The 25,533-nt window shown below is 55.5% G+C and carries 20 protein-coding genes, 1 tRNA gene and 1 pseudogene; 10 read left to right on the forward strand and 12 right to left on the reverse strand.

Annotated features, from left to right (window positions below):
• Positions 1–598: 598 nt before the first annotated feature.
• Together gltB and HAT86_RS01245 are read right to left on the reverse strand one after the other, a co-directional pair.
• On the reverse strand, positions 599–5,131 hold the full coding sequence (gltB, locus tag HAT86_RS01240; protein ID WP_167192782.1) for a glutamate synthase large subunit: 4,533 nt from the start codon (positions 5,129–5,131) through the stop codon (positions 599–601).
• A 132-nt stretch (positions 5,132–5,263) separates the two neighbouring features.
• Positions 5,264–6,697 carry an NAD(P)-dependent oxidoreductase gene (locus HAT86_RS01245; RefSeq protein WP_167192783.1) on the reverse strand — a complete coding sequence of 478 codons (1,434 nt, stop codon included), beginning with the start codon at positions 6,695–6,697 and terminating at the stop codon, positions 5,264–5,266.
• Between the two features lie 219 nt (positions 6,698–6,916).
• Between HAT86_RS01245 and HAT86_RS01250 the strand changes: the two genes are divergently transcribed.
• A complete protein-coding gene (locus tag HAT86_RS01250) occupies positions 6,917–7,720 on the forward strand; it encodes an undecaprenyl-diphosphate phosphatase (RefSeq protein ID WP_167192784.1) in 804 nt (267 codons plus the stop codon).
• Here HAT86_RS01250 and HAT86_RS01255 read toward each other — a convergent pair.
• Positions 7,717–8,700, reverse strand: coding sequence for a complex I NDUFA9 subunit family protein (locus HAT86_RS01255; protein ID WP_167192785.1), 984 nt, complete (start codon positions 8,698–8,700; stop codon positions 7,717–7,719). The genes HAT86_RS01250 and HAT86_RS01255 overlap by 4 nt on opposite strands.
• Positions 8,701–8,844: 144 nt before the next feature.
• On the opposite strand from HAT86_RS01255, the gene HAT86_RS01260 reads away from it, so the two are divergent.
• The 7 genes from HAT86_RS01260 (at position 8,845) to HAT86_RS01290 (ending at position 12,762) form a co-directional block, all read left to right on the forward strand.
• A tRNA-Leu gene (locus HAT86_RS01260) sits at positions 8,845–8,931 on the forward strand.
• A 23-nt stretch (positions 8,932–8,954) separates the two neighbouring features.
• Positions 8,955–9,566 (forward strand): ribonuclease D, encoded by a 612-nt coding sequence (locus HAT86_RS01265; RefSeq protein ID WP_167192786.1) that lies wholly within the window; start codon positions 8,955–8,957, stop codon positions 9,564–9,566.
• Between the two features lie 3 nt (positions 9,567–9,569).
• Positions 9,570–10,184, forward strand: coding sequence for an LPS export ABC transporter periplasmic protein LptC (gene lptC / locus HAT86_RS01270; protein ID WP_167192787.1), 615 nt, complete (start codon positions 9,570–9,572; stop codon positions 10,182–10,184).
• A gap of 6 nt (positions 10,185–10,190) precedes the next feature.
• Positions 10,191–10,682 carry an LptA/OstA family protein gene (locus tag HAT86_RS01275; RefSeq protein ID WP_167192788.1) on the forward strand — a complete coding sequence of 164 codons (492 nt, stop codon included), beginning with the start codon at positions 10,191–10,193 and terminating at the stop codon, positions 10,680–10,682.
• A gap of 4 nt (positions 10,683–10,686) precedes the next feature.
• On the forward strand, positions 10,687–11,445 hold the full coding sequence (gene lptB, locus HAT86_RS01280; protein ID WP_167192789.1) for an LPS export ABC transporter ATP-binding protein: 759 nt from the start codon (positions 10,687–10,689) through the stop codon (positions 11,443–11,445).
• Positions 11,446–11,679: 234 nt separating this feature from the next.
• The gene (hpf, locus tag HAT86_RS01285; RefSeq protein WP_167192790.1) at positions 11,680–12,243 is read left to right on the forward strand and encodes a ribosome hibernation-promoting factor, HPF/YfiA family; all 564 of its coding nucleotides are present in this window, start codon (positions 11,680–11,682) and stop codon (positions 12,241–12,243) included.
• 54 nt (positions 12,244–12,297) lie between these two features.
• Positions 12,298–12,762 carry a PTS sugar transporter subunit IIA gene (locus tag HAT86_RS01290; protein ID WP_167192791.1) on the forward strand — a complete coding sequence of 155 codons (465 nt, stop codon included), beginning with the start codon at positions 12,298–12,300 and terminating at the stop codon, positions 12,760–12,762.
• Positions 12,763–12,771: 9 nt separating this feature from the next.
• On the opposite strand, the gene HAT86_RS01295 is transcribed toward HAT86_RS01290, so the two are convergent.
• The 8 genes and pseudogenes from HAT86_RS01295 to cysQ form a co-directional block, all read right to left on the reverse strand.
• The gene (locus HAT86_RS01295; RefSeq protein ID WP_167192792.1) at positions 12,772–14,199 is read right to left on the reverse strand and encodes a sulfotransferase family 2 domain-containing protein; all 1,428 of its coding nucleotides are present in this window, start codon (positions 14,197–14,199) and stop codon (positions 12,772–12,774) included.
• A 6-nt stretch (positions 14,200–14,205) separates the two neighbouring features.
• Positions 14,206–15,892, reverse strand: a pseudogene (locus HAT86_RS01300) (DUF5927 domain-containing protein).
• A gap of 17 nt (positions 15,893–15,909) precedes the next feature.
• On the reverse strand, positions 15,910–16,896 hold the full coding sequence (locus HAT86_RS01305) for a glycosyltransferase family 2 protein (protein WP_167192980.1): 987 nt from the start codon (positions 16,894–16,896) through the stop codon (positions 15,910–15,912).
• 144 nt (positions 16,897–17,040) lie between these two features.
• Positions 17,041–18,063: a glycosyltransferase family 2 protein gene (locus tag HAT86_RS01310; RefSeq protein ID WP_167192793.1), complete on the reverse strand. Its 1,023-nt coding sequence runs from the start codon at positions 18,061–18,063 to the stop codon at positions 17,041–17,043.
• Between the two features lie 45 nt (positions 18,064–18,108).
• Complete coding sequence (gene galE / locus HAT86_RS01315; RefSeq protein WP_167192794.1) at positions 18,109–19,092, reverse strand: UDP-glucose 4-epimerase GalE; 984 nt, start codon at positions 19,090–19,092, stop codon at positions 18,109–18,111.
• Between the two features lie 15 nt (positions 19,093–19,107).
• The gene (locus HAT86_RS01320) at positions 19,108–20,001 is read right to left on the reverse strand and encodes a UTP--glucose-1-phosphate uridylyltransferase (protein WP_167192795.1); all 894 of its coding nucleotides are present in this window, start codon (positions 19,999–20,001) and stop codon (positions 19,108–19,110) included.
• 156 nt (positions 20,002–20,157) lie between these two features.
• On the reverse strand, positions 20,158–20,958 hold the full coding sequence (locus HAT86_RS01325; RefSeq protein WP_167192796.1) for a 3-deoxy-manno-octulosonate cytidylyltransferase family protein: 801 nt from the start codon (positions 20,956–20,958) through the stop codon (positions 20,158–20,160).
• The gene (gene cysQ / locus HAT86_RS01330) at positions 20,958–21,755 is read right to left on the reverse strand and encodes a 3'(2'),5'-bisphosphate nucleotidase CysQ (protein ID WP_331272482.1); all 798 of its coding nucleotides are present in this window, start codon (positions 21,753–21,755) and stop codon (positions 20,958–20,960) included. The genes HAT86_RS01325 and cysQ overlap by 1 nt, the downstream gene beginning before the upstream one ends.
• A gap of 288 nt (positions 21,756–22,043) precedes the next feature.
• On the opposite strand from cysQ, the gene HAT86_RS01335 reads away from it, so the two are divergent.
• Positions 22,044–22,712 (forward strand): ABC transporter permease, encoded by a 669-nt coding sequence (locus HAT86_RS01335; RefSeq protein WP_231125778.1) that lies wholly within the window; start codon positions 22,044–22,046, stop codon positions 22,710–22,712.
• 10 nt (positions 22,713–22,722) lie between these two features.
• Here HAT86_RS01335 and HAT86_RS01340 read toward each other — a convergent pair whose 3' ends face one another.
• On the reverse strand, positions 22,723–23,331 hold the full coding sequence (locus tag HAT86_RS01340; protein ID WP_167192797.1) for an alpha-ketoglutarate-dependent dioxygenase AlkB family protein: 609 nt from the start codon (positions 23,329–23,331) through the stop codon (positions 22,723–22,725).
• A gap of 217 nt (positions 23,332–23,548) precedes the next feature.
• On the opposite strand from HAT86_RS01340, the gene dnaK reads away from it, so the two are divergent.
• Positions 23,549–25,468, forward strand: coding sequence for a molecular chaperone DnaK (gene dnaK, locus HAT86_RS01345; RefSeq protein ID WP_167192798.1), 1,920 nt, complete (start codon positions 23,549–23,551; stop codon positions 25,466–25,468).
• Positions 25,469–25,533: the final 65 nt, after the last annotated feature.

Here is a 25,533-nt window from a genome sequence, read left to right on the forward strand (position 1 = left end):
ATATGCCTCAAAAGCATGGAATCACAAAGCAAGCATCATGGGAATCCTGAATCTGATCAGGGGCGACACGCTCTAAGATTCCACAAGCACGCTATGATTGTAAAATGTATTTCTACAAAAAAATATCAATTTGGAATTATATCTATAGAGTAATAACAACTGCGCCATTGCTACTGCGCGAATTTAACCTGGATATGTGCCAGTAGGTAAGCATCACCTGTGACGCAATCAATGAACTTATACTAGGTTCTGATGGTGACGCGTGCAGCGCGCATAATGTCTGTTAGCTCTTTGGTCCCGGCCTCAGTCAGTGCGGTCACTGTTTCATTGGATTCACTGCAAACGCTAAAGATGTTTCCATAAGTCAGGAGTGAATGGACCTGTTTTCACCGGTTACTATCCACTTACACCAGAATAATTATTCGCTATGGGCTAAACCATACGAGAAAAGTACAAAGCTGTCGCAATAGCAATGACTTCTGGCAAACCTCACTGGTCCATATCAAAACCTGCAGCGGTCACTCTTAGACACTCAAAGGACATGTAAAAACCCCGCCTGGCAACGCCAAAGCGGGGTTTTCCTGTTATCGTACGTGACTTACTCAGCGGGGATCGCGCTGTCTTCGATGCCCAGCGGATGGCTTAGCTTGTTCAACATCTCTTTTGGGCAGACCTGAACAAAGTTGTTTTTCTCTAGATCCCAGTATTGCAGCAGATCACGTGCCTTGCGGCTGCCTGTTTCTTCGGCATGGCGGCGCACAAGGCCTTCCAGTTCAGCCAACCAGTGATCCTGCGTGACTGGGCAGGTGACCAACGATTCCATATTGATCAGTTTGGCCGACGTGCACTCGGGGTCGTACAGATAGGCCATACCGCCCGTCATCCCGGCTCCGAAATTCGCACCAATACTGCCCAGGATCACTGCGACACCGCCGGTCATATATTCACAACCGTTGCTGCCACAGCCCTCGACCACCACTTTCGCGCCCGAGTTACGTACCGCAAACCGTTCGCCCGCACGACCAGCAGCAAACAGATAGCCATCGGTCGCGCCATAGAGCACGGTGTTGCCGATGATCGTGTTGTCAGCGGCCACCAGCGGGCTTTGCTGCTGCGGTCGCACAACGATCGCGCCGCCCGACAGGCCCTTGCCAACATAGTCGTTGGCATCGCCAGACACTTCCAGCTTGAGCCCCGGCGCCGCGAACGCGCCCAAGGACTGCCCGGCACTGCCCGTCAACTTGACGGTCAGGTGATCGGGTTGCAGGCTGTTGCGCATCCCGAAATTGCGCACGATGTGGCTTGAGACACGCGTGCCGACGGTGCGGTGCGTATTCTGCACCGCGTAATGCAGTTGCATCTTTTCGCCGTCTTCAAGGAACCGCTGCGCATCGCGTACAATCTCGGCGTCCAGCGTATCGGGCACAGGGTTCCGCGGGCGGGTGCGATCATAGCGGGCATTCTTTGCCCCCTCGACGGTGATCAGCATCGGGTTCAGGTCCAGATCGTCCAGATGCGCGCTGCCGCGGCTGACCTGCGTCAACAGATCGGCCCGGCCAATCACCTCATCCAGTGACCGCGCGCCAATGCTGGCCAGCACTTCACGCACTTCCTGCGCATAGAAGGTGATCAGGTTCACCACCTTGTCGGCATTGCCTGTGAATTTGGCGCGCAAGTCTTCATCCTGCGTGCAAACGCCTACCGGGCAAGTGTTCGACTGGCACTGGCGCACCATGATGCAGCCCATGGCGATCAGCGCGGCGGTGCCGATGCCGTATTCCTCGGCCCCCATCATCGCGGCCATCACGATGTCGCGCCCGGTGCGCAGCCCGCCATCGGTGCGCAAAGTCACCCGGTCGCGCAGCTTGTTCATGCTTAGCACCTGATGCGCTTCGGTCAGGCCCATTTCCCACGGCAGACCGGCATATTTGATGCTGGTCGCCGGGCTAGCACCCGTGCCGCCATTGTGCCCCGAGATCAAGATCACATCGGCCTTGGCCTTGGCCACACCGGCGGCAATCGTGCCGACGCCGGATTGCGCGACCAGTTTGACAGTGACCTTCACCGCCGGGTTGATCTGCTTGAGGTCGTAGATCAGCTGGGCCAGATCCTCGATACTGTAGATATCGTGGTGCGGCGGCGGTGAAATCAGCGTCACGCCCGGTGTCGAATGGCGCAACCGCGCGATCAGGTCGGTCACCTTCATGCCCGGTAGCTGGCCGCCCTCGCCGGGCTTGGCCCCTTGCGCCACCTTTATTTCCAGCTCTTCGCACTGGTTCAGATATTCGGCCGTGACACCAAAACGGCCCGACGCCACCTGCTTGATCTTGGCGCTTGGGTTGTCGCCATTGGGTTCGGGCACGAAATGGGCGGGGTCTTCGCCCCCTTCACCGCTGTCGCTGCGCGCGCCGATCCGGTTCATCGCCACATTTAGGGTCTTGTGGGCCTCGGGGCTAAGCGCGCCCAAGGACATCCCCGGCGTGACAAACCGTTTACGGATCGCGGTGACGCTTTCCACTTCTTCCAGCGCAATCGCCTCACCCATCGGCTTGATCGCCATCAGGTCACGCAAGTGAATGGGTGGGTTGGCTTGCATCGCCTTGGAATATTGCTGCCACAGCGCATAAGACGCCTTGTTACAGGCCATCTGCATCATATGCATCGTTTGCGCACCCCATGCATGGGTCTCGCCCGATTTGCGCATCTTGTAGAATCCGCCGATCGGCAGCACGTCCTTGCCCCCGGCAAAGGCATCGCTATGAATTTGTTCCAGCTTGGCCTGAATACCGCTGACGCCGATACCGCTGATGCGGCTGGTCAACCCGGGGAAATACTCGTTGCACATGGCCCGGCTCAGGCCCACGGCCTCGAAATTCAAGCCGCCGCGATAAGATGAAATTACGCTGATCCCCATCTTCGACATGATCTTCAAAAGACCCTGATCAATGGCATTACGATAGCGCGCGACCGCTTCGGTCAGGCTGCCATCCAGCAGGCCGCGGTCAAGCCGATCCGCCAAGGTATCTTCGGCCAGATAGGCGTTGACCACAGTGGCCCCCGCACCGATCAGAACGGCGAAATAATGCGGATCAATACATTCCGCCGACCGCACGTTCAGCGAACAGAAGGTGCGCAGGCCCTTGCGTGTCAAATGCGAATGTACCGCGCTAGTGGCCAGAATCATCGGCATGCCGACCCGGCCCTCGCCCAATGTCTGATCGCTGAGCACCAAATGCCCGGCTCCGCTGCGCACGGCATCCTCGGCCTCGGCGCGGATACGCTCCAAGCCAGCCTGAAGGGTGCCTTGGCCCGGCTCGAAGGTGCAATCGATTTGCGTAACATCGCCGTCGAACTGGCGCAGCAATTCATCCCACTGGGCATTGCCCAAAAACGGGCTTTCCAGCACCACGATTTCCGTCTGTGCGCTGGATTCGTCCAATACGTTCTTCAGGTTCCCGAACCGTGTTTTCAGGCTCATCACCCGGAATTCGCGCAAGCTGTCGATGGGCGGGTTTGTCACCTGACTGAAGTTCTGGCGGAAATAATGGCTGAGTGGGCGGTACTTTTTGGACAACACGGCAGACGGGGTATCGTCGCCCATGCTGGCAATGGCCTCTTTTGCGTCTTCGGCCATTGGCGCAAGAATAGTCTCGATTTCCTCAATCGAATATCCAGCCGCCATCTGGCGACGGCGCAACTCACCACCGGTGAACAAAGGCGCTTCGGACACGCCGGCCAGCACCTCGTCCATGTCGTTGATCTTGCCAACCCATTCGCCAAAGGGCTGCGCATGCGCCAGCTTATCCTTGATGTCGGTGTCGTGATACAATTTCCCATCGGTCATATCGACGGCAAGCAACTGCCCCGGCCCCAATGCGCCCTTTTCCTTGACCATGGATTCATCCACCGGGACCATTCCAGCCTCGGACCCGGCAATCACCAGACCGTCGCCGGTGACCACGTAACGCATCGGGCGCAGGCCATTGCGATCAAGACCGGCACAGACCCAGCGACCATCTGTCATCGCCAAGGCGGCGGGGCCGTCCCACGGCTCCATGACCGAGTTGCAATAGGAATACATGTCACGCCACGCCTGCGGCAGTTCTTCTGCCTGCTTGGACCAGCTTTCAGGCACAAGCATGGTTTTGGCCATGGGCGCATTGCGGCCCGCGCGCACCAGCACTTCGAACACTGAATCCAGTGCGGCTGAATCGCTGGACCCGCCGGGAATGATCGGTTTGATATCCTCGGCCAAATCACCAAAGGCGCTGCTTGCCATGCGAATTTCATGGCTTTTCATCCAGTTGATATTGCCCTTCAGCGTGTTGATTTCGCCGTTATGGGCCAACATGCGAAACGGCTGGGCCAACCACCACTGCGGAAATGTGTTGGTGGAATACCGCTGATGATAGATCGCAAAGGCCGATTTGAAACGCTCGTCCTGCAAATCCGGATAGAACTCGGCCACCTGTTCGGCCAGCATCATGCCCTTGTAAATGATGCTGCGGCACGACAGCGAAGCGATATACATTTCGTTGATGCTTTGCGCAGCGGCCGCTTTTTCGATCCGGCGGCGGATGACATAAAGTTCACGCTCAAACGTTTCTTCATCAATACCTTTGGCATTCGAGATCAGGATCTGTTCAATCTCGGGGCGCGTGGCGTTGGCCTTTTCGCCAAGACAGCTGATTTCCACCGGCACATGCCGCCAGCCGTAGATCGAGTGGCCCATGCGCAGAACTTCGGTTTCCACGATGGTCCGGCAGGCCTCTTGTGCGCCGAAATTGGTGCGCGGCAGGAACACCTGACCGACGGCCATCAACTGATCTTCGCGCGGCTCATGCCCGGTGCGGCGGATCTGGTCGTAAAAGAAAGGCACCGGAATCTGCACATGAATGCCCGCACCGTCGCCGGTTTTGCCATCGGCGTCCACGGCACCGCGGTGCCAGATCGCTTTCAGCGCGTCGATCCCGGCCTCGACCACCTTGCGGCTGGGCTTGCCGTTAATCGACACGACCAAGCCAACACCACAGGACGAATGCTCTTCTTCCTCGCTGTACATGCCGTTTTCGGCCAGAAACTTGCGCTTGGCCTCTTCTTCGGCCTTCCAGTTAAGATCCAGTTTCGTCATCTTTCGTAACCCTTCCTTCATCCGGTGGGTCAGGGCCGCCGCCCTGTTTGTTGTCTGACCCGCATGTGCAGCGCAGGTTTGTTCAATATATACGCTTGCGCGGTGGTCGTATCGGCGTTTGGTCCGAACGTCCTACTCGGCCGCGATGGATTGCGCGGCGTTCAGATGGTCAAGGATTGCCTCGGCTGAATCCCGACCGTCGCGGATGGCCCAAACCACCAATGACGCGCCACGCACGATGTCGCCCACGGCAAAAACGCCGTCCATCGCTGTCTTGCCGGTGGTAAACTCGGCCTTGATGGTGCCCCAGCGCGTGACTTCCAGTTCCGGTTGACCCCAAAGGGTAGGCAAGTCTTCAGGCTCAAAGCCCAATGCCTTGATCACCAGATCGGCAGGCTCGTCATGCTCGGCGCCCTCGATTGGCTCGGGGCTTTGGCGCCCGGTCGCATCAGGCTGACCAAGGCGCATTTTTTGCACCTTCACCGCGCTGACAGGATCACCAGCAAAGCCTTGCGGCGCACTCAGCCATTCAAAGACCACGCCTTCTTCTTCGGCATTTTGGACTTCGCGCTGGCTGCCCGGCATGTTGTCGCGGTCACGACGATACAAGCACTTGACCGATTTGGCCCCCTGCCGGATCGCTGTGCGGACACAGTCCATCGCGGTATCGCCGCCACCGATCACCACAACTTGCTTGCCCTCGGCGTTCAAGTCGCCGCTTTCAAATTCTTCAACCGTATCGCCAAAGCACAGCCGGTTGCTGGCTGTCAGATAGTCAATCGCCCGCACGATACCTTTTGCACCCGCGCCCGGACCGGGCAAATCACGGCTTTTGTAAACACCTGTCGCGATCATAACGGCATTGTGTTTGTTGCGTATTTCCTCAAACGTGATGTCCTTGCCAACATCACAGTTCAGCACAAACGCGACGCCGCCCTGCTCCAGTTGGTCGATCCGGCGCATGACCACATCCTTTTCCAGCTTGAAGCCGGGAATACCATAGGTCATCAAACCGCCGCCGCGATCATAGCGGTCATAGACAGTCACCTGCACACCGGCACGGCGCAGCACATCCGCCGCAGACAGGCCACCGGGACCCGCGCCAATTATACCAACGGATTCTGGACGTTCCTGCGCCGGGGTCACAGGCTTGACCCAGCCCTCGTCCCATGCGGTGTCAGTAATATATTTCTCGACCGCGCCGATGGTCACGGTGCCATGGCCCGACTGCTCAATCACGCAGTTGCCTTCGCACAAACGATCCTGCGGGCAAATCCGCCCACAGATTTCGGGAAACGTGTTGGTTGCCTGACTGACGTCATAAGCCTCTTGCAAACGGCCCTCCGCCGTTAGCCGCAGCCAATCGGGGATGTTGTTGTGCAACGGGCAGTGCGATTGACAATAGGGCACCCCACATTGGCTGCACCGGCTTGACTGCTCTTTCGCTTTCGCGTCGGCATACTCGGCATAAATCTCGTGAAAATCTTCACGACGCGTCTCAGCTTCACGCTTTTCGGGCATGTCCCGCTGGACGGATACGAATGTCAGCATCGGTTGCTTTGCCATGGCATGGCCTCCGGAATGATCTAGCACCGCGACTCCTTACTGGATTGCCACAGCAAAGAAAAGTCACATGTGCTGACCTAATGTGAAAATTTTGCGGCAAAATACCTGTCCACCTTGTCTTCTTACCATTTTTTAATTCCGTATCGGACCTAAATCATGGGTTTCCGAAAATTCTCAGTGATTTATAGCTTGGGCGTCACTTTTCACAGGACATGCCCGATGCCGTTGTTCCACTTGTTTCTAGTCGCCATCATTCAGGGCATAACTGAATTTCTGCCGGTCTCGTCGTCGGGCCACCTGATTCTTTTGCCGGGGCTCACCAGCCTTGAAGATCAAGGGCAAGTGATCGACGTCGCGGTTCATGTCGGCACCTTGTTTGCGGTGATGTTGTATTTTTGGCCTGATGTCAGACAGGCCCTGATCGGCCTACCCCGCCTGATGATCGGGCGCGCCGACACCCAAGGTGCCTGCCTTGCGCTGTTGCTGTTGATCGCATCCATTCCAGTGGTCGCTTTCGGGCTGATCCTGCACCTAACCGGGCTGGACGCAGAAATGCGTTCGATCGAGGTTATCGGATGGGCCATGCTGATCTTTGGAATCGTGCTGTATTGGGCAGATCAAACCGGCCCACGTACAAAAGACGATACCAAATGGAACCTTCAGGACGCGATGGTGATGGGCGTATGGCAGGCCGTGGCGCTGATCCCCGGCGCTTCACGATCAGGTATCACGGTCACTGGCGCGCGCTTTTTGGGCTATACGCGACACGATGCCGCCAAGATCGCGATGTTGATGTCTATTCCAACGATAGTCGCCAGCGGTGTTCTGCTTGGGGCTGAATCGGTCATCACAGCGAATACGACTGTTCTGCGCGATGGGCTTATCGCGGCCCTGTTGGCCTTTGTATCCGCCCTCATTGCGCTAAGCGCCATGATGAAACTACTGAACAGGGTCAGCTTCACACCTTATGTGATCTACCGTGTCGTGCTTGGCCTGATCCTGTTGGTGGTGGCCTATACTTAATCAGCGCGCAAGTTTGACGCCGATTCTTTGATCGCTTCATATTGTCCGGCGGGCCGGAAACGCCACAGGTAGTCAGGTAGAATTGTCTCGATGGAAACCGGCTGTATGCCCAACTCCTCAAAGCCCTTGGCACCGTCAGACACCACGTTATCAACCCGAAGACTGCGCACTTGGTCGCGGGTGATCTGCGGCGGCACCAGCTTGAGCGTTATGGTCTGCACCAATTCCATGACAGCCGCCATGATGGCCGCGATCCCAAAGGGGATGTTCGCAATCAAACGGCGGCGGCGGATCACGCCCAGCATTTGCTGCATCAGCTCTCGGAAGGTCTTCACGTCAGGGCCACCCAGCTCATAAATTCCCGGCGCGGCGTCGCCTGTTACGCCTTTGACAGCGGCTTGGGCCACATCATCCACATAAACCGGCTGAAACTTGGTCTCGGCACCAACGACGGGCAAGACCGGGCTAAACCGTGTCATTCCGGCAAACCGGTTAAAAAACGCGTCTTCATGTCCAAAAACCACGGATGGGCGCAGGATAACCGCATCAGGAAATGCTTCCAACACCGCGGCTTCGCCCTTGGCTTTGGTTTGGGCGTAAACGCTGTCAGAGTTCAAATCAGCACCGATGGCCGAAATCTGCACCAAACGCTGTGCGCCAAGCTCGGCCGCCAAACGCGCGATGCGTGCGGCCCCCTCATATTGAACCGCGCCAAAATTATTTTTCCCGTTGCGGTCAAAGGTGCCCACGCAATTCACCACAGCATCTGCGCCATGCAATACCGCGCGCACGCTGTCATCGTCACGGATGTTGCAAAACACCGGCTCAACCTGGCCGACGGCGCCATAGGGTTTCACGTGCATCGCTTCGTTGGGACGACGCACCGCAACACGAATTCGCCAGCCTTCCTTGGCCAAACGGCGCGCGATGTAACGACCGACGAATCCCGATCCGCCGAAGATGGTGACGAGTTTCGACATAGGTGGGCCTCCCAACTAAAAATCCACCCTCTTCCTAATCCGCAAAGGTGTTTTGAACAAGGTGCTAAGATCAGCACAGGGCATTCGGTAAAATCTACGTTGACACCGTCACGCGCCGGGTCTAAACGCCCCTGCACGACACCTGCCCAGGTGGCGGAATTGGTAGACGCGCTAGCTTCAGGTGCTAGTGTCCGTATGGACGTGGAGGTTCGAGTCCTCTCCTGGGCACCATTCCCTCCACGAAGGGAATGAAAATGACGAATTATCTATATAAAAACGACCTCCCCGCTGATCTGGACCTCGGTCCGGTTGTGGCGATTGATTGCGAAACGATGGGGCTGAACCCGCATCGCGACCGACTATGCGTGATCCAGATGTCGGGCGGTGACGGCAATGCTCACCTGGTGCAGGTCGAAAAAGGCCAGACCGAGGCACCGAGCCTAAAGGCAATGCTGGAAAATCCCGATATTCTGAAACTGTTTCATTTCGGGCGCTTCGATATCGCCGCGATGCACAACACCTTTGGCGCTTTGGCGGCCCCGGTCTACTGCACCAAAATCGCCAGCAAACTGGTGCGCACCTATACCGATCGGCATGGTCTGAAAAACCTTCTGCAGGAATTGCTGGGCGTCGATGTCTCAAAGCAGCAGCAATCGTCAGATTGGGGGGCACCCGAGCTGACCAAAGCCCAGTTGGAATATGCCGCGTCAGACGTTTTGTACCTGCATCGCCTGCGGGATGAACTAGATCGCATGCTGGCACGGGAAGGCCGCGTTGAGATGGCGCGAGCCTGTTTCGATTTCCTGCCGATGCGGGCCAGTCTTGATCTGGCCGGTTGGCCCGAGATCGATATCTTCGCGCATTGATCCATGGCCAGACACAACAACCTTCAATCGAAACTGGTGGCTTGGATGAAAATCATCCTGCCGCTGGCCGCTCTTGGGTTGTTGTCGACACTTTTCCTGCTGTCGCGAACGGTTGATCCGACCCGCTCTGTGCCGGTTTCGCAAATCGACATCGAAAAACGCGCCGCAGAGCAAGGCGCATCGAACCCGACCTTCTCAGGGGTTACGGAAGAAGGCGATCAGGTCACCGTTCGCGCCAGATCAGCGGTGCCCAACACCGATGACATGAGCAAGGTGCATGCCGAACAGATCAACGCCACACTCGAACTGCAGTCTGGCAGCAAGTTCAACATCACCTCGCAGTCAGCCAAGGTCGACAGCACTGCGTTCACCGTCCAGTTGATTGGGGATGTCCGAATTGTGTCCAGCACGGGATTCGATCTTGAAACCGAGGTTTTGAATGCCCGTTTCGATGTGCTTTACACTGACACGCCCGGCCCGGTTAGCGGTTCGGGCCCACCGGGTAATCTGCAAGCCGGTCGCATGGTCTTGCGCAATGATGACAGCACAGATGCGGCACATTTGCTTTTCACAGATGGGGTCAAGCTGATATACCAACCTCAGAACCCAAAGGATTGATCAAACGTGACCTGTTTACCCCGGCTGATTGCTTGTCTTTTATGTCTTAGTGCGCCTGTTTCCAGCCTTGCCCAAGGATCACAGGTTGCGTTTGGAAACACCCAGCAGGACAGCAATCTACCTGTCGAAGTCACCGCAGAAACGCTGGACGTCAATCAAAACGACAATACCGCTGTTTTCACCGGAAACGTCGTTATCGGTCAGGGCGAAATGCGGTTGTCCGCGCCGCGTGTGCTTGTGGTCTATAAAGCTGATCAAAGTGGCATCCAACGGCTGGAGGCGCGCGGTGGGGTCACCATTGTAAGCGGTCAGGATGCGGCAGAAGGCCGCGAAGCCGATTACGATATTGACAGCGGTATGATCGAACTGCGCGGCAATGTCTTGCTGGTGCAAGGACCGCAGGCCCTGACCTCAGACAAGATGGCCGTCGACACCCATGCAGGTACGGCACGCATGACCGGACGCGTCAAAACCGTTTTGCAGCCTGAAGAGCAGTAAGGATATGCCCGGCCCTGATCTTAAGATTGCACATGAAAGCGGCGGGCTGGAAGTGCGCAGCTTGCGCAAAAGCTATAAAAAACGGGTCGTCATTCGCGATGTGTCGCTGTCTTTGAAACAGGGCGAGGTTGTCGCGCTTTTGGGCCCCAATGGCTCTGGTAAAACCACGACATTTTATGCCGTGGCCGGGTTGGTTTATCCCGAAGGCGGTCACGTTTTGATTGATGGGCAAGACGTTACCAACCTGCCCATGTATCGCCGCGCAAAGATGGGAATCGGCTACTTGCCGCAGGAAATGTCAATTTTTCGCGGTCTTTCGGTCGAGGATAACATTCTTGCAATTCTGGATATTTCCGAACCCGACCGCCACAAACGCCGCGAGCGGTTGGAAGAGTTGCTGTCAGAGTTTTCAATAGAACACTTGCGGCGCGCACCCGCACTGGCCCTGTCAGGTGGGGAAAGACGCCGCGTTGAAATTGCCCGGTGCTTGGCCGCGCATCCAAAGTATCTGTTGTTGGATGAACCCTTTGCTGGCGTTGACCCGATTTCGGTCGGGGATATCCGGCATCTGGTGGCTGATCTGAAAAAGCGCGGTATCGGCGTTCTGATCACCGACCACAATGTACGCGAAACGCTGGAAATTGTTGATCGTGCTTATATTCTACACGACGGCAAGGTTTTGATGTCAGGCACCCCTGCCGAAGTGGTCGAGAACGAAAACGTCCGCCGTGTCTATCTGGGTGACAACTTCAGAATATCGTAAGCTTCAGCCGATAGAACCGTTATGGGTCCGATCTCAGTTGACAATTGACTGCGAAAACGCCTCAATTGGGGTATGACATTTCAGGCTTCTGTCCGCATTTACCCGTTGGACCCGCTTTGCGGGCAGGGGGTTGGGCAATCCACTGATATGTCTTCTTCCCGCATTCGGACATAAGCGAAAGCCGTGCCATCGCACGTGCTGCACGCGACCGGATCGTAAAATAAAGGAGCTAAGATGCGCTATCAAATCAGTGGTAAGCAGATCGATATCGGCGACGCGCTGCAAACGCATGTTCAAGACGAACTTGGGGCGGCCGTTGCCAAATACGCAGAGCGCCCGACAGATGCATTGGTGATATTTTCCAAAAGCGCCAGTGAGTTCGTATGCGAAGCGACTGTTCACCTGTCCACGGGCTTGACCGCTCAGGCCAAAGCGCATTCCCACGAGATATACTCGGCATTCGACAAATGCTGCGATAAAATGGAAAAACAGCTCAGGCGCTACAAGCGTCGGCTGAAAGACCATCATCGTGAACGCCTGCAGCCGGTTGAACTTTCCGGTGCTTCCTCTTATATCCTCGCTTCTGATAGTGGAGATGGGGATTCGGAGCCGGAAAGCCTTCAGCCGATTATTGTCGCGGAAATGGAAACACGAATTCCAGCACTTTCGGTCGGTGAAGCGGTTATGCAAATGGAACTTTCCGGTTTGCCTGTTCTTGTCTTCAGAAACGAGGGGAATAAGGGTCTGAACGTCGTATACCGTCGCGACGACGGTAACATAGGCTGGATTGATCCCTAAACAGGCACAGGGCCGGGCGTGAATGCGTCGCGCCCGGCGGAGCATCGAGTACCAATGGATATGTCTATCATCCTCAAGCCAGAGGCCGTGCGTGTGTTGTCTGCTGTCTCTAGTAAGAAGCGACTGATGCATGAACTGGGCGGAATTGCCAGTTCTGTCTACGGGGTCAGCCAATCAACCACTGTGGAAGCGCTACAAGAACGCGAAAGCCTTGGGCCAACAGGCGTGGGCAATGGCGTTGCGTTGCCACATGCACGGTTGGACGGATTGACAGACGTGGTTGGCGCCTTTGTGCTGCTGGAAAAACCGATTGATTTCGATGCGGTCGACCGACAGCCTGTGGATTTGGCTTTTGCGCTATTTGCGCCCAGTGATGCAGGGGTTGAACACCTCAAGGCGTTGGCTTTGGTGTCGCGCACCCTGCGCGACCCCTCTGTCTGTGCCAAGTTACGCTCCAATACCGATCCGGCAACGCTTTATACCATCGTGACCGAAGCGCAGGCCGCGCAAGCGGCCTGACCGGCATTGCTATTGCCAGGCTTTAAAACCGAACATCATGTAATCGCGCTGGTAGACATCGCTGACCAAGGCCTCGATATCTGCGTCATAGATATCGCTTAATTCAAACGGAACTTGTGAGGCTGCAGCCGGCGGCTTGGGTGCCTTGGGATACCCCACTTTGGCAGCCAAGGCTGGCAATTGGCTAGCCATTTCATCTTCGCGCAACACGATGTCCGGCACGGAAAACTGCGCCATACCTTGCAAAACGGCTGTTTGCGACGCCCAATGTGCATCAATTCGAATATTGGTTTGGCCCGCCAGATTCAGGCGCAAAAACTCTAAAAAAGCCACAAATGCCGCTCTATGCGCACGCCGGTCATAGTCAGGCCCCAAGTCGCCACCCGGTATCGGAAGTTTATGAAAATTGCGCAGGGTCTTGCGGATATCAGTATAGCTGCCCTGATCCTGCAACAGGATTTTTGAACAAAACGCATCATGCGCACGCGCAACAGGGTGACGCAAAACCGTGAAACTGCGGTGCTCTTTGTTGCGTCTTTTCCACTGGCGCAAAGCCTTTTGATTCAGATGTGTTGGCAGCGTATCTTCCGGGACTTCATCAAGCGCCGCCATCCACTGGCGCACTTCGGCCTCGGGGCCCGAACGCACGGGCATATACAACAAGGGCGCATGCGCACATGTCACATATGCTGGCACAGCAGGGCCGCGACGGGGTTCGAAATTCGGGGTCCGCGACAGATTGAACGGGTCCAAACCTGAAAGTGCCTGTTCCATTTCATCGAAATTGGACACCTTGGCCTCAAGCGGGCTAGGGTTTTGCTTTTTCAACGACGCATCAAGCGCCTCCAGCCGTTCATCGCTGCCAAGAAACGTTGCCATCCCGTTGATGATTTCGACAGACTGAAGATCGTCGTAATCGACATAAAACGCGGTCTGGCCGGTGATTTGCAGCCGGTTCAGCAAAAACACTTGGAACTTCTGCAACTGCGACACGTGCGTTTCAAACTCCGGCCCGTCAAACTTGATGCTGCTGTCTTTGCGGCGCTTTACGTTGGTCAGTTTCCACTGCCCCGTCGCTTGGTCAATCTTCCATGATACATAGCTATCCACCGGGTTGCGGGTCAGGATAATCTTGGCACAGCGCGGATCATCCAGACAGATATCCAGCACCCTGCGATCATGGTCATGGAAAAACCGAAATCCACCCAGACCATTGGAGTTTGTTTTAACCGCCTCGATCATCCGCGCCGGATCGGCATCCCGCATCGCTTGCGTCATGCCCAAGATTTCGGTGCGGTTCGGGTAGCCAATGAAGTAGGGATTAAACACCTCCCCATGGCAGTCAAAGCTGTCGAAGGCATTGAGGTTGTTTTCAAGAAAGTTCGAGCCGGTGCGCATTTCGGCGAACACGACAAAATAATCGAATTTATCAGACATACTGGGTTACTTTACCAAATAGGGTTTTGGTTTGTTGTTCTGCTGCTCGTGCGGGTCATGCGCCACTGGGAAATCGCCCATCAGATAGGGATGCATCCCTTGGTTTTTCAGATTTTGCAGGAATTGGCCAAAGCCGGTCAGCTCGGCCATTTTCGGCACCTCGGCAATGCCCCGCATATTCTGCTGGCCGATTTCATCAATGATGGTTTGCAAAGGCTCCATCGGGGCTTCGATGAAATCTGCCATCGTCCAAATCCGAATACGTGCCTTGGACCATTGTGACCTAAGAACGCCAAGATGCTTGCTTTCTGCTTGCTGCAAACGCGCCGCTTCTTGCCTGATCTCAGAAAAATTTCGGTTCGATTTGAACAGTGGTACGGCCCAAGCCCCGCTGATCACGGAAATCTGTGCATTGGGGTCTTTGGCGATATCCCATTCGATATTTTTGATCGTGTCTTGGGGGCCGACCTGAAAACACTGGCGTTCGCCCCGCGTGTTCCAGATCAGGCTGGTCAAAAAAGCCCGCGGATTATAATCGCGCAGGGTGGCACTATCGCTTAACGCGCCGTTTACCACGGTTTGCCCGTCAGCAAATTCGGCGTGTTCTGGCGCAAACAGATGGCCATGCACCCGCGTTCCCGTGACCCGCGCCAGCCAAGATTCGAAGTTCTCAAAGAGATCGCTGAAGCCTTCGAAAACAGAATACTGCGCGCATGTCAGGCCATTTTCACGGCCCTCAACGGGGAACCGGCTTTGCATGTAAAGGCCGGGCCGCCCCAGTGTGCGGCGTTCGACCGCTTTGGAAAAGATGCGGTCAATCTTGCCGGGATTTGGTTCGGTCCGCTTCATCGCGCCGGCACTATCGGTCAGGAACGCATCGTATAGACGGTTGGCGAATGGCCAAATCTTGCGCGCAACAAAGCAATCAGACCGCCGCAGCAATTGCAGGTGATCATCGTAGAAAATATGCGGCTTTCCCTGATAATCGAACTTCGAAAGCGTCAGCGAGCGGCTTTCGATCTGGCGTGAGTATTGGCGCGCCAATGTCTGAAAATAGCTTTCATCCGGAATCCAGACACGCTTGAAATAGCGATCATAAATATCGCGCTCCGGATCTGACAGGATCGCTGACAACGTCTGCCGGGTCAGGCACCACCATTGGCTGCCCATATGGGGCACGATGCCATTGGGAATATGGCGTTTGTAGCCCATCCTGCGCTGAAGGGCGACGTAACGGTCGAACAAAAACCGATTTTTGCGCCATGAAAACGGGAATCGCAGGGTGAACCTTTCATGGTCCAAACCACCGATCGTCCAAGGAACATCGGCAGTTGTTGCCGATTCAATGAAATCCGTATTTGGCCTGTCGGCCAGATAGTCCTTCAATTCCTGCACCGGACGCAGCGGAAGGCATGAGCCTGACGCCAAATAGACATGACGGACATCGGGAAACTCTTGCAGCATCAACTCGGCCGCGCCTTGGGTGGCGGCAACCAACCCCCACGTGCCCCATTCACAGCGGTGGCGTTTGCTGTAACGCACATCCGGCAAATCGGACAACGCCTTGGTAAAAGCGTTAAAGACATCACGCGGAACGGATCACCAAAGGACAGCCCGATGCCGCCCAATGCCGCGCCACCTGTTCGGCCCGGTCAAAGGCCGTGTGCACCAACATGATGATACCGACACTCACCCTTTACTGCCCTTCCCTCAAGCCCAGTTTCCTTTGGACATCAGCCCAAGGATTTCCAATTGGCGCCAGTTTATATATTTTTCCGACCATTTGCACCAAAGGTCTGGGTTGTCATGCAGGTTGTCGTAATACGACTGATATTCAACGCTGGCCGCATAATGCTGCTTGCGGTCAAGCTCTTCTTCGGCCTTGTGGGCGAAGGTATCCAGAAACTTGGCATGCAGCAAAACGCCGCTGGCTTTTTCGCCGCCCAATGTATCGTACGTTTGATTCAAACCGCGCGGCAGCAGCATATGTGTTGAACTGACAAACGCATAGCGCCGATCCCATTTGACCAGCGGCACCTTGTTCAAGGCAGGGGCCTTTTTGGGCTTATCGGCGAAAAAAACGCGCGCCCGCGGCCCGCCCTGTATCCACAGATTTCCAAAGGCGCCGTTTTTCTGGATCACGTAATTCCCAGGATCAAACCAAGACGCAATTTCGATCGGGTTTTGGCCGGGAAGATAGCGCACCGCATCCATGCGCCCCTTGGGATACATATCCAGCAGCATCGCACCGAAGGACCGCAGGTGCGACACGTCCAGCCAATCTGTCAAGGCGCGGATCGGGCGTGTATCGCAAAAAGGGTAGACAAAGAATTCATCCGGATCGACCACAAGGATCCAATGACCGTCACCATATTTCGCCTGCAACCAATTGAGCCAATCCACGCCGAAACGTGCATTTTTGTAGCTGGCCTTGGTTGTCCACAAAGATACGTCTGGCTGATCAGCCAGATATTCGCGTCCGCCATCCTGACTGTCGTTGTCCACCATAAGGAAATGCGACACGCCCAGATTGCGGTAATATTCCATGAAATACGGCAGCCGCACATATTCGTCCCGAAAGGTCGAAAACACTAAAATATCGCCGGGCTTGATCTTGTTTGTTCTGTCGGAAACGGAACGCAACGAAAAATGCTTGCGCCACGCCCTAATCTTGGCCCGCTTGCGTTTCAGACGCATACGATATGATTGAACCAAGCTCACGCCTTACCCCTTTGCCCGATTAACGCACTGTGATGTGTAGCAGGCTGACGATTAACACATTATTTTTCCAAACAGAAAACAATACTACGCAACAACGTAATGTTGTTTCACGCCTTCACGTCAAACCCAATCTTCCTTTGACATCAGGCCCATGGCCTCCAATTGCCGCCAACTGATCAATCTAGTCGATCCTTCAGACCAAAGGTTGGGATTTTCGATCAAGCGGTCATAGTATGCATCATAAAGGGTGCTGTTGGCAAAATGCTCTTGTCGGCTTTTTTCCTCGGCGGATTTATCAACGATGACCTGCAAAAATTTCGTATGTAACAAAATACCCGAAAATATCTCGCCCCCGTTTTCGCAATACGTATGGTTCAATCGTTTGGGCAAAAGCGAATGCGCCGAACTGACATAAGCATAACGCCAATGCCATTTCACCAGCGGAACCTTTCCCATCGTTGGCGCCCGGCGGGGATTGTCGGCGAAAAAGCAGCGCGCACGCGGGCCGCCTTGGATCCATAAACTCCCAAGATCTGGCTTTTTCTGGATCACGTAATTGCCCGCATCGAACCAGCACAATGTGCGAAAGGGATCATCGCCTGCGGCATAGGGATGATCCTGCACGGGGCCTTTGGGATACATATCCAGCATCAAGGCCCCCATTGACCGCCGCCCACGGCGGTCCAGCCAATTTGTCAGGGCAGGCAAGGGGCGGGTTTCGTAATGGGGATAAACCAATATCTCATCCGCATCGACGGTCAGGCACCAATGACCGTGGGCATAGCGCATTTGCAGCCATGTCAGCCAATCAACCCCAAAGCGCGAAGACTTGTAGCTGTGTTTTGTATGCCAAAGCGAAACGTCAGGCTGAGTCCCGAGATACTCAAGCGTACCGTCATCACTGTCATTGTCGACGATCAGAAAATGCACGACGCCCAAACGCCTGTAGTGGTCGAGAAAATACGGCAACCGCAACATTTCGTTGCGCATCGTGCAAAAGCCAAGAATAGCATCAGGTGCAATCTGATTTGTACGGTTTTTCACACAGCACAATTCGCGGCGCTTGCGCACGGCGCGGGCCAGAAAGCGGCGGCGCTTCCAACGCAGCCGGTATGCTTGTGCCGCCTTTTTCAACCACTCCATGCCTGATGATCCGCCCCGTCCGCGTTATGGCAGGCAGACTCGGTGTTATTTCACATAATGTCCAGTTTGATGCCACCGCCACGCGTCTCCGATCATATGCTCCAAGGTCGAGCGTTTGGGCGTCCAGCCCAGATCGGCCTCGGCCCGGTCAGAGCCCGAGACCAGTTTTGTACAATCGCCCGGACGACGCGGGCCTTCGATAAAAGGCACATCTTTGCCGGTGACAGCCTGTGCTTGCTGCATCACTTCCCGAACAGAAAATCCAGTCCCGGTCCCAAGGTTGAACACGTCGCAGCCCTTGGAGTCTTCCAGCCACTTCAAGCCCAAAATATGGGCATCCACCAAATCCATCACATGGACATAGTCACGAATGCAGGTGCCATCTTGTGTGTCGTAATCCGTTCCGAAAATCGTCAGCGCATCGCGCTTTCCATCGATGGCATCGAGGATCAGCGGGATCAGATGCGTTTCAGGCTGATGAAATTCGCCCACTTCTGCATCGGGGTCGGCACCGGCCACGTTGAAGTAACGGAAAATAACGTGATTCAAGCCATAGGCGTTTTGAAAGTCCCGCAGCATATCTTCGATTGCGCGCTTTGACGCGCCATATGCGTTAATCGGATGCTGGGCGCTGTTTTCGTCCAGAACGACATTATCCTGATCCCCATAGGTGGCACAGGTTGACGAAAAAACGACATTCAAGCAACCGGCCGCAACCGCAGCCTGAAACAACGTCAGCGACCCCGAAACATTGTTGTGCCAGTACATGCCAGGATCGCGCATGCTTTCGCCCACTTGGCTTAAGGCGGCAAAGTGCAGGATCGCCGTGGGTTGGTAGGCCGCAAAAATCTGATCCAAGCGGTCTCGATCCGTCAGATCACCTTGTTCAAACGGCCCGAACTTTGCCGCATCTTCCCACCCGGTGCTAAGATTGTCGTAGGTTACCGGCGTATAGCCCGCAGCCTTGAGCGCCTTGCACGCATGCGAGCCGATATAACCCGCCCCGCCTGTCACCAGTATATTGGACACATCGTCCCCCGATTTTTACTGCGCAGCTTTATCAGCGGACAGGATCTCGCTTAGATATCCGTAGAGGTCATCGCGCAGGTCATCGCGTTGGAGTGCGAAGGACACCGTGGCTTGCAAAAATCCAGCCTTGGACCCGCAATCGAAGCGCGTTCCATCAAATCGGAACCCGAACACCTCGTCCCCGGCTTCGCGTGCATCCGAGATGGCATCCGTCAACTGGATTTCGCCGCCGGCACCTGTTTTCTTTCTGTTCAACTGCTGAAGCACCCGTGGCGTCAGAATATAGCGTCCGATCACGGCAAGGTTCGACGGCGCTTGGCCCATCGGTGGCTTTTCGACCATGCCGTTGGTTGAAACAATCCGCCCCATATCTTCCTTGATATCCAGAACGCCATAAGACGATGCCTTGTCGTCTGGCACCTCCATGGCGGCAACGATGTTGCCTTGGGTTTCTTCAAAGGCTTCGACCATCTGGGCCAGACACGGTTTGTCGGCGGCAATAACGTCATCCGGCAAAAGCACGGCAAACGGCTCGTTCGCGATCAGATGCCGGGCGCACCATACCGCGTGCCCAAGCCCAAGGGGTTTGTGCTGTCGTAGATAGGCGATTTCACCACTATCCATGTTTGTCGATTTGAGAATCTTGAGAAGATCGTCTTTGCCCTTTTTGCGCAGTTCCTGTTCAAGCTGCGGAGCAAGATCGAAATAGTCCTCTAGCGCACTTTTGCCTCTGGACGTGACAAAGATAAATTCCTTGATCCCGGCGGCCCGCGCTTCATCAATCGCGTATTGCACCAATGGCCGGTCTACCAATGTCATGATTTCCTTGGGGACAGATTTGGTTGCAGGCAAAAAACGCGTGCCCAATCCTGCCACTGGAAAAATCGCTTTGGTAACCTTTTTACGCATGACCACTCCTGACTGCCCTTCACCGCTCAACCAGACAACGCTGACTAATTCACCCTACATGCGATAAATTGGCTGAATCGTAAACTGAAACTTCGCATTTAACGGGAATTAGAATTTGCACATCACCGCATGACGACAGCCGATCCAACCTGAATTTTACTCTAATCCCATCTCCGCCATCATCGCTTCGATCTTCGCCACATCCTGAGGGTTGTTCAACTCCCAGAATTGACGATCGCGTGCATTCACTTCGACACAGCGCACCGGCGCACCGTTCTCCATGAATCTCAGCTGTTCCAAACCTTCAAGCGTTTCCAGCGGACCTTCGAACCAGCCAAGGTAGTCTTTCAAAGCGTGCGCGCGATAGGCATAGACACCGACATGATGAAAGACCGGCGTCGCCTCATCATCGGCATAAGTGCGCGATGTGAACGGGATCACCTCTTTTGAAAAATACAGCGCATGATGCACAGCATCGAAAACCGCAGTCGTTCCACCCACACGCCCCTCTTGGCGATCTTCAAGGAACCCGTTCAAAGCCCGCCCGTCACAGCGCAAAACAGGTGTTGCCATGCCTGCAGCGGGATCGTTTGATAGTTCGTCTATCAGGGCTTCGACAAACCAATGCGGCGTCAGTGGGGCGTCACCCTGAAGATTGACAATCACCTCATAAGATCCGCCCAGAACGGTATGCGCCTCGGCGCAACGCTCGGTGCCGTTGCGACATGACGGGGAGGTCATAACAACCTCGGCACCAAAAGCTTCCGCTGCGTCGCGGATGCGATCATCATCCGTCGCAACCACCACGCGCGGATTGCCCGCCACCTGCTTGGCCGCGTCCCAGCTTCTTTGGATCAGGCTTTTCTTTGCCCCGGTTGCGCCCGTCAACTCGACCAAGGGTTTGCCCGGATAACGGGTTGATGCATAGCGCGCCGGGATAACGATAAGGGGCTGCATCAGGCCTCCTGCAACTCGACACCGGGGGCATAGGCGATGAAAAACGGATTGGCGAAACCGTCTTTGCCGTAGCGTAGCGGCGCGTGGTCTTGGAACTGCACCACCTGACCACCTGCACCGTGCAACACCGCTTGCCCGGCGGCCGTGTCCCACTCCATCGTGCGGCCGACGCGCGGGTAAATATCTGCTTCGCCTGTCGCGACCAGACAAAACTTCAAGGACGAGCCCGCACTGGTCATGTCCTTGACGCTATATTTGCCGATATAGTCATCCGTGGCTTGATCGCGGTGCGATTTGCTTGCCACGACCATAAGCGAATCGTTGTTCGGCTGTGCAACCTGTATCGGGCGCAAGGTGCCGGGGGTGTCCTTGTCGAAAGGTCCATCCTCTTCAACGGAAACACCATCGGCGCGGGTATAGAACATGCGCCCTTTTGCCGGCGCATAAACGACGCCGCGCACCGGCACGCCGTTTTCCACGTAAGCGATATTGACCGTAAAATCGCCCCGGCGGTGGATGAATTCCTTGGTGCCGTCCAAAGGATCAACGATCAGGAAGGTATCGACCTTTTGCGTGTGCGAATTGGCTTGTTCCTCGGTGACAAGGGCCATATCGGGAAAGGCGCGGCGCAAACCCTCTGAAATCAGGGCATCAGCGGCCTCATCCGCCTCGGTGACCGGGCTGTCATCAGACTTTACTTTTACGTCAAAATCTTCTGAATTATAAATGTCCATAATCCGATCACCGGCCTGAAGGGCCAGTTGGCGCATGGTTTGCTCCAGTCGCTCATAATTCAAGGTACCACTCCTGTTCACTCTTGCGCACACGTTGAAAATAGCGTGTGTTGATCCAACGATTGGCTCCCCTTATGGTATGCAACTAACGGATCAGCAAGAAATCCGTGTCAGAAACCCACAAAAGTGCCGGTCAGGTGAGGCTATGTTTCAAAAGACGACTCCCAAAAGCAATCGGCGATCTCGACGCTTGAGCTGATCTATCACTCAACCGTGCGCAGCGTGCGAAAGACCCATGGGAACGCGTTTTTCGCCCTGATCAACAACATTTTGCAAGCCGTGATCTTTGTTATGGCTTTCTATTTGATGTTCTCGGTTCTTGGCCTGCGCGGTGCCAAATTGCGCGGCGATTTTTTGCTTTACATGATGTCGGGTATTTTTCTGTTCCTGACACACATCAAGGCGCTTGGCGCGGTTGTCGGGGCCGAGGGGCCCTCATCGCCGATGATGCAACATGCCCCCATGAACACTGTGATTTCGGTTGCCGCAGCGGCGCTTGGCTCTCTTTACATTCAGGTTCTGTCGGTCACCGTTATCTTGTTTACCTATCATGTCGCGGTCACACCGTTTGAAATTGCCGAACCTATTCCGGCCTTTGGGATGCTACTGCTGTCATGGTTTACCGGCGTATCGATTGGATTGGTGTTGCTTGCGATCAAGCCGTGGTTTCCAGCATTTGTAGAGATTTTCACCACGATCTACCAACGCGCCAACATGATTGCTTCGGGCAAGATGTTCGTGGCCAACTCTCTTCCATCGTTCATGCTGACGATGTTCGACTGGAATCCGTTGTTTCACGCGATTGATCAATGCCGCGGCTTCACCTTCGTAAACTACTTCCCGCGCAACTCCTCGTATGAATATCCGTTGATCGTCGGGGTGACCTTGCTTGTCATTGGCATGATGGGCGAGTTTTACACGCGGCAATATGCATCCAAAAGCTGGGATGCACGCCGCTAGATGTCAGGTGTCATTCCACGACGCGCAATGTCAGGTTAATCCGGCCACCATGCGGCAACACTCTTGATGACCCCGGCCTAATCCTGTCGATCCCGTGATAGGTCAGTCGCGCATCCCCTCCCATGACCATGACATCGCCGGATTCAAGCCAAAGGGACTCGGTCTTGCCGCCGCGCGTCAGGTTGCCAATCCGAAACAGCGCGGCATCACCAAGCGAAATAGACAGAACGGGCCACCGAAAATCGGCCTCGTCCTTGTCCTGATGCATCCCCATCTTTGCCGTATCGGTATAAAAATTGACCAAGCAGCAATCCGGGCCGCGACTGGCACTGACCAGATCCGCCCAAATGCGCAACACGGCCTCGGGAATCTCGGGCCAAGGATCATCATTGGCTTGCCGCCTCTCGTAGCGATAGCCGGATTGATCGGTCACCCAGCCAAATCGCCCCGCCGACGTCATCTTGACCGACATGCGCCGTCCTCCGGGCGTCACCGGGTGGGCAAAGGGCGCACGCCGCACGACCTGCCGAATATCGTCAACCAATTCGGCCTGCCGATCCGGCGTTAGATATTCCTTGTAAATGTCGATCCCTCGGATCCTAAGCACCGTATTCGCCATACTGCCCCCTGATCAAATGTTGCCTGCCAAGAATTATGCGAAAAATAGGCATATCCAAACTCCTACTGTGCTTGCAGGGGCAGTTTCCCCTGCCTATATACCCGCAAAGCGCGGAACCCGGCCAGTTCTGTCCGGGGCCGCCCAACCATCGGGGGGTCGGTGCCATAATGGGCCGGGCGTCCGGAACATCGCCTTGAAAACGAAGGGATCGAAAAACATGTCTAAAGTGATCGGTATTGACCTTGGGACCACCAACAGCTGCGTCGCTATCATGGACGGCAGTCAGGCCCGCGTCATCGAAAACTCGGAAGGGGCGCGCACCACACCGTCCATCGTTGCGTTTGCCGAAGGCGAACGCCTTGTCGGTCAGCCCGCAAAACGGCAGGCTGTCACCAACCCGGAAAACACCATTTTCGGCGTCAAGCGCCTGATTGGTCGCCGCGAAGACGATGCGGATTTGGCCAAGGACAAGAAAAACATGCCGTTCAACGTCATTGATGGCGGCAACGGCGATGCGTGGGTCGAAGCCCGCGGCGAAAAATACAGCCCCTCGCAGATTTCGGCCTTCATCCTTGGCAAAATGAAGGAAACTGCCGAAAGCTATCTGGGCGAAGACGTGACACAGGCCGTCATCACCGTGCCGGCTTACTTCAATGACGCTCAGCGGCAGGCCACGAAAGACGCAGGCAAGATTGCCGGGCTTGAGGTGCTGCGCATCATCAACGAACCGACGGCTGCCGCGCTGGCCTACGGTCTGGACAAGGAAAACACGCACACCATCGCCGTTTATGACCTTGGCGGCGGCACGTTCGACGTGACCATCCTTGAAATCGACGACGGCCTGTTCGAAGTCAAAGCCACCAACGGCGATACCTTCCTTGGCGGCGAAGACTTTGATATGCGGATCGTCAACTATCTTGCGGACGAGTTCAAAAAAGAAAACGGCGTCGATCTGACCAAAGACAAGATGGCATTGCAGCGCCTGAAAGAGGCCGCTGAAAAAGCCAAGATCGAACTGTCCAGCAGCTCGCAAACCGAGATCAACCAGCCGTTCATCTCGATGGGCTCAGACGGTCAGCCGCTGCACATGGTCATCAAGCTGACCCGTGCCAAGCTGGAAAGCCTTGTTGGCGACTTGATCAAAGCATCGATGAAGCCCTGTGGCGCCGCTCTCAAGGATGCGGGCCTTTCGGCCAACGAAGTCGACGAGATCGTTTTGGTCGGCGGCATGACCCGCATGCCCAAGGTGGTCGAAGAGGTTACCAAGTTCTTTGGCAAAGAACCCCATAAGGGTGTGAACCCGGACGAGGTTGTCGCCATGGGCGCCGCCATTCAGGCCGGTGTTCTGCAAGGCGACGTCAAGGATGTTGTTCTGCTCGACGTGACGCCGCTCTCGCTTGGGATCGAAACGCTTGGCGGTGTCTTCACACGCCTGATCGACCGCAACACCACGATCCCGACCAACAAATCGCAGATCTTCTCGACCGCCGAGGATAACCAAGGTGCCGTGACGATCCGGGTGTTCCAAGGCGAGCGTGAAATGGCCGCAGACAACAAGTTGCTGGGTCAGTTCAACCTTGAAAACATCCCGCCAGCACCGCGCGGCATGCCCCAGATCGAGGTGACATTCGACATCGACGCCAACGGTATCGTTTCTGTATCTGCCAAAGACAAGGGCACCAACAAAGAGCAAAAAATCACCATTCAGGCGTCTGGCGGCCTAAGTGATGATGACATCGAAAAGATGGTCAAAGAGGCCGAGGAAAACGCCGACGCTGACAAGGCGCGTCGTGAACTGATCGAAGCCAAGAACCAGGCCGAAAGCCTGATTCATTCGACGGAGAAGTCGGTGGAAGAACACAGCGACAAGGTTGACCCAACCACCGTTGAAGCGATCGAACTGTCCATCGCGGCGCTGAAAGACGATCTTGAGAAAGACGATGCGACCGCTGAAAAGATCAAGTCGGGCATTCAGAACGTGACCGAAGCGGCCATGAAGCTGGGCGAAGCGATCTACAAAGCGCAGGCCGACGAAGGCGGCAGTGAGCCGTCTGCCGCTGATGAAGGTGCCGGGTCGGGTGACGAAGACATCGTCGACGCCGACTTCGAGGACCTGGACGACGACAAGCGCTCGTAAGGCGCCTGACGGGACCATTGGGGCCGGTCCAATAACTGGGCCGGCCCCGCATGTTCCAACAAAAG

Source organism: Roseovarius gahaiensis, from assembly GCF_011601345.1.
Classification (GTDB): domain Bacteria; phylum Pseudomonadota; class Alphaproteobacteria; order Rhodobacterales; family Rhodobacteraceae; genus Roseovarius; species Roseovarius gahaiensis.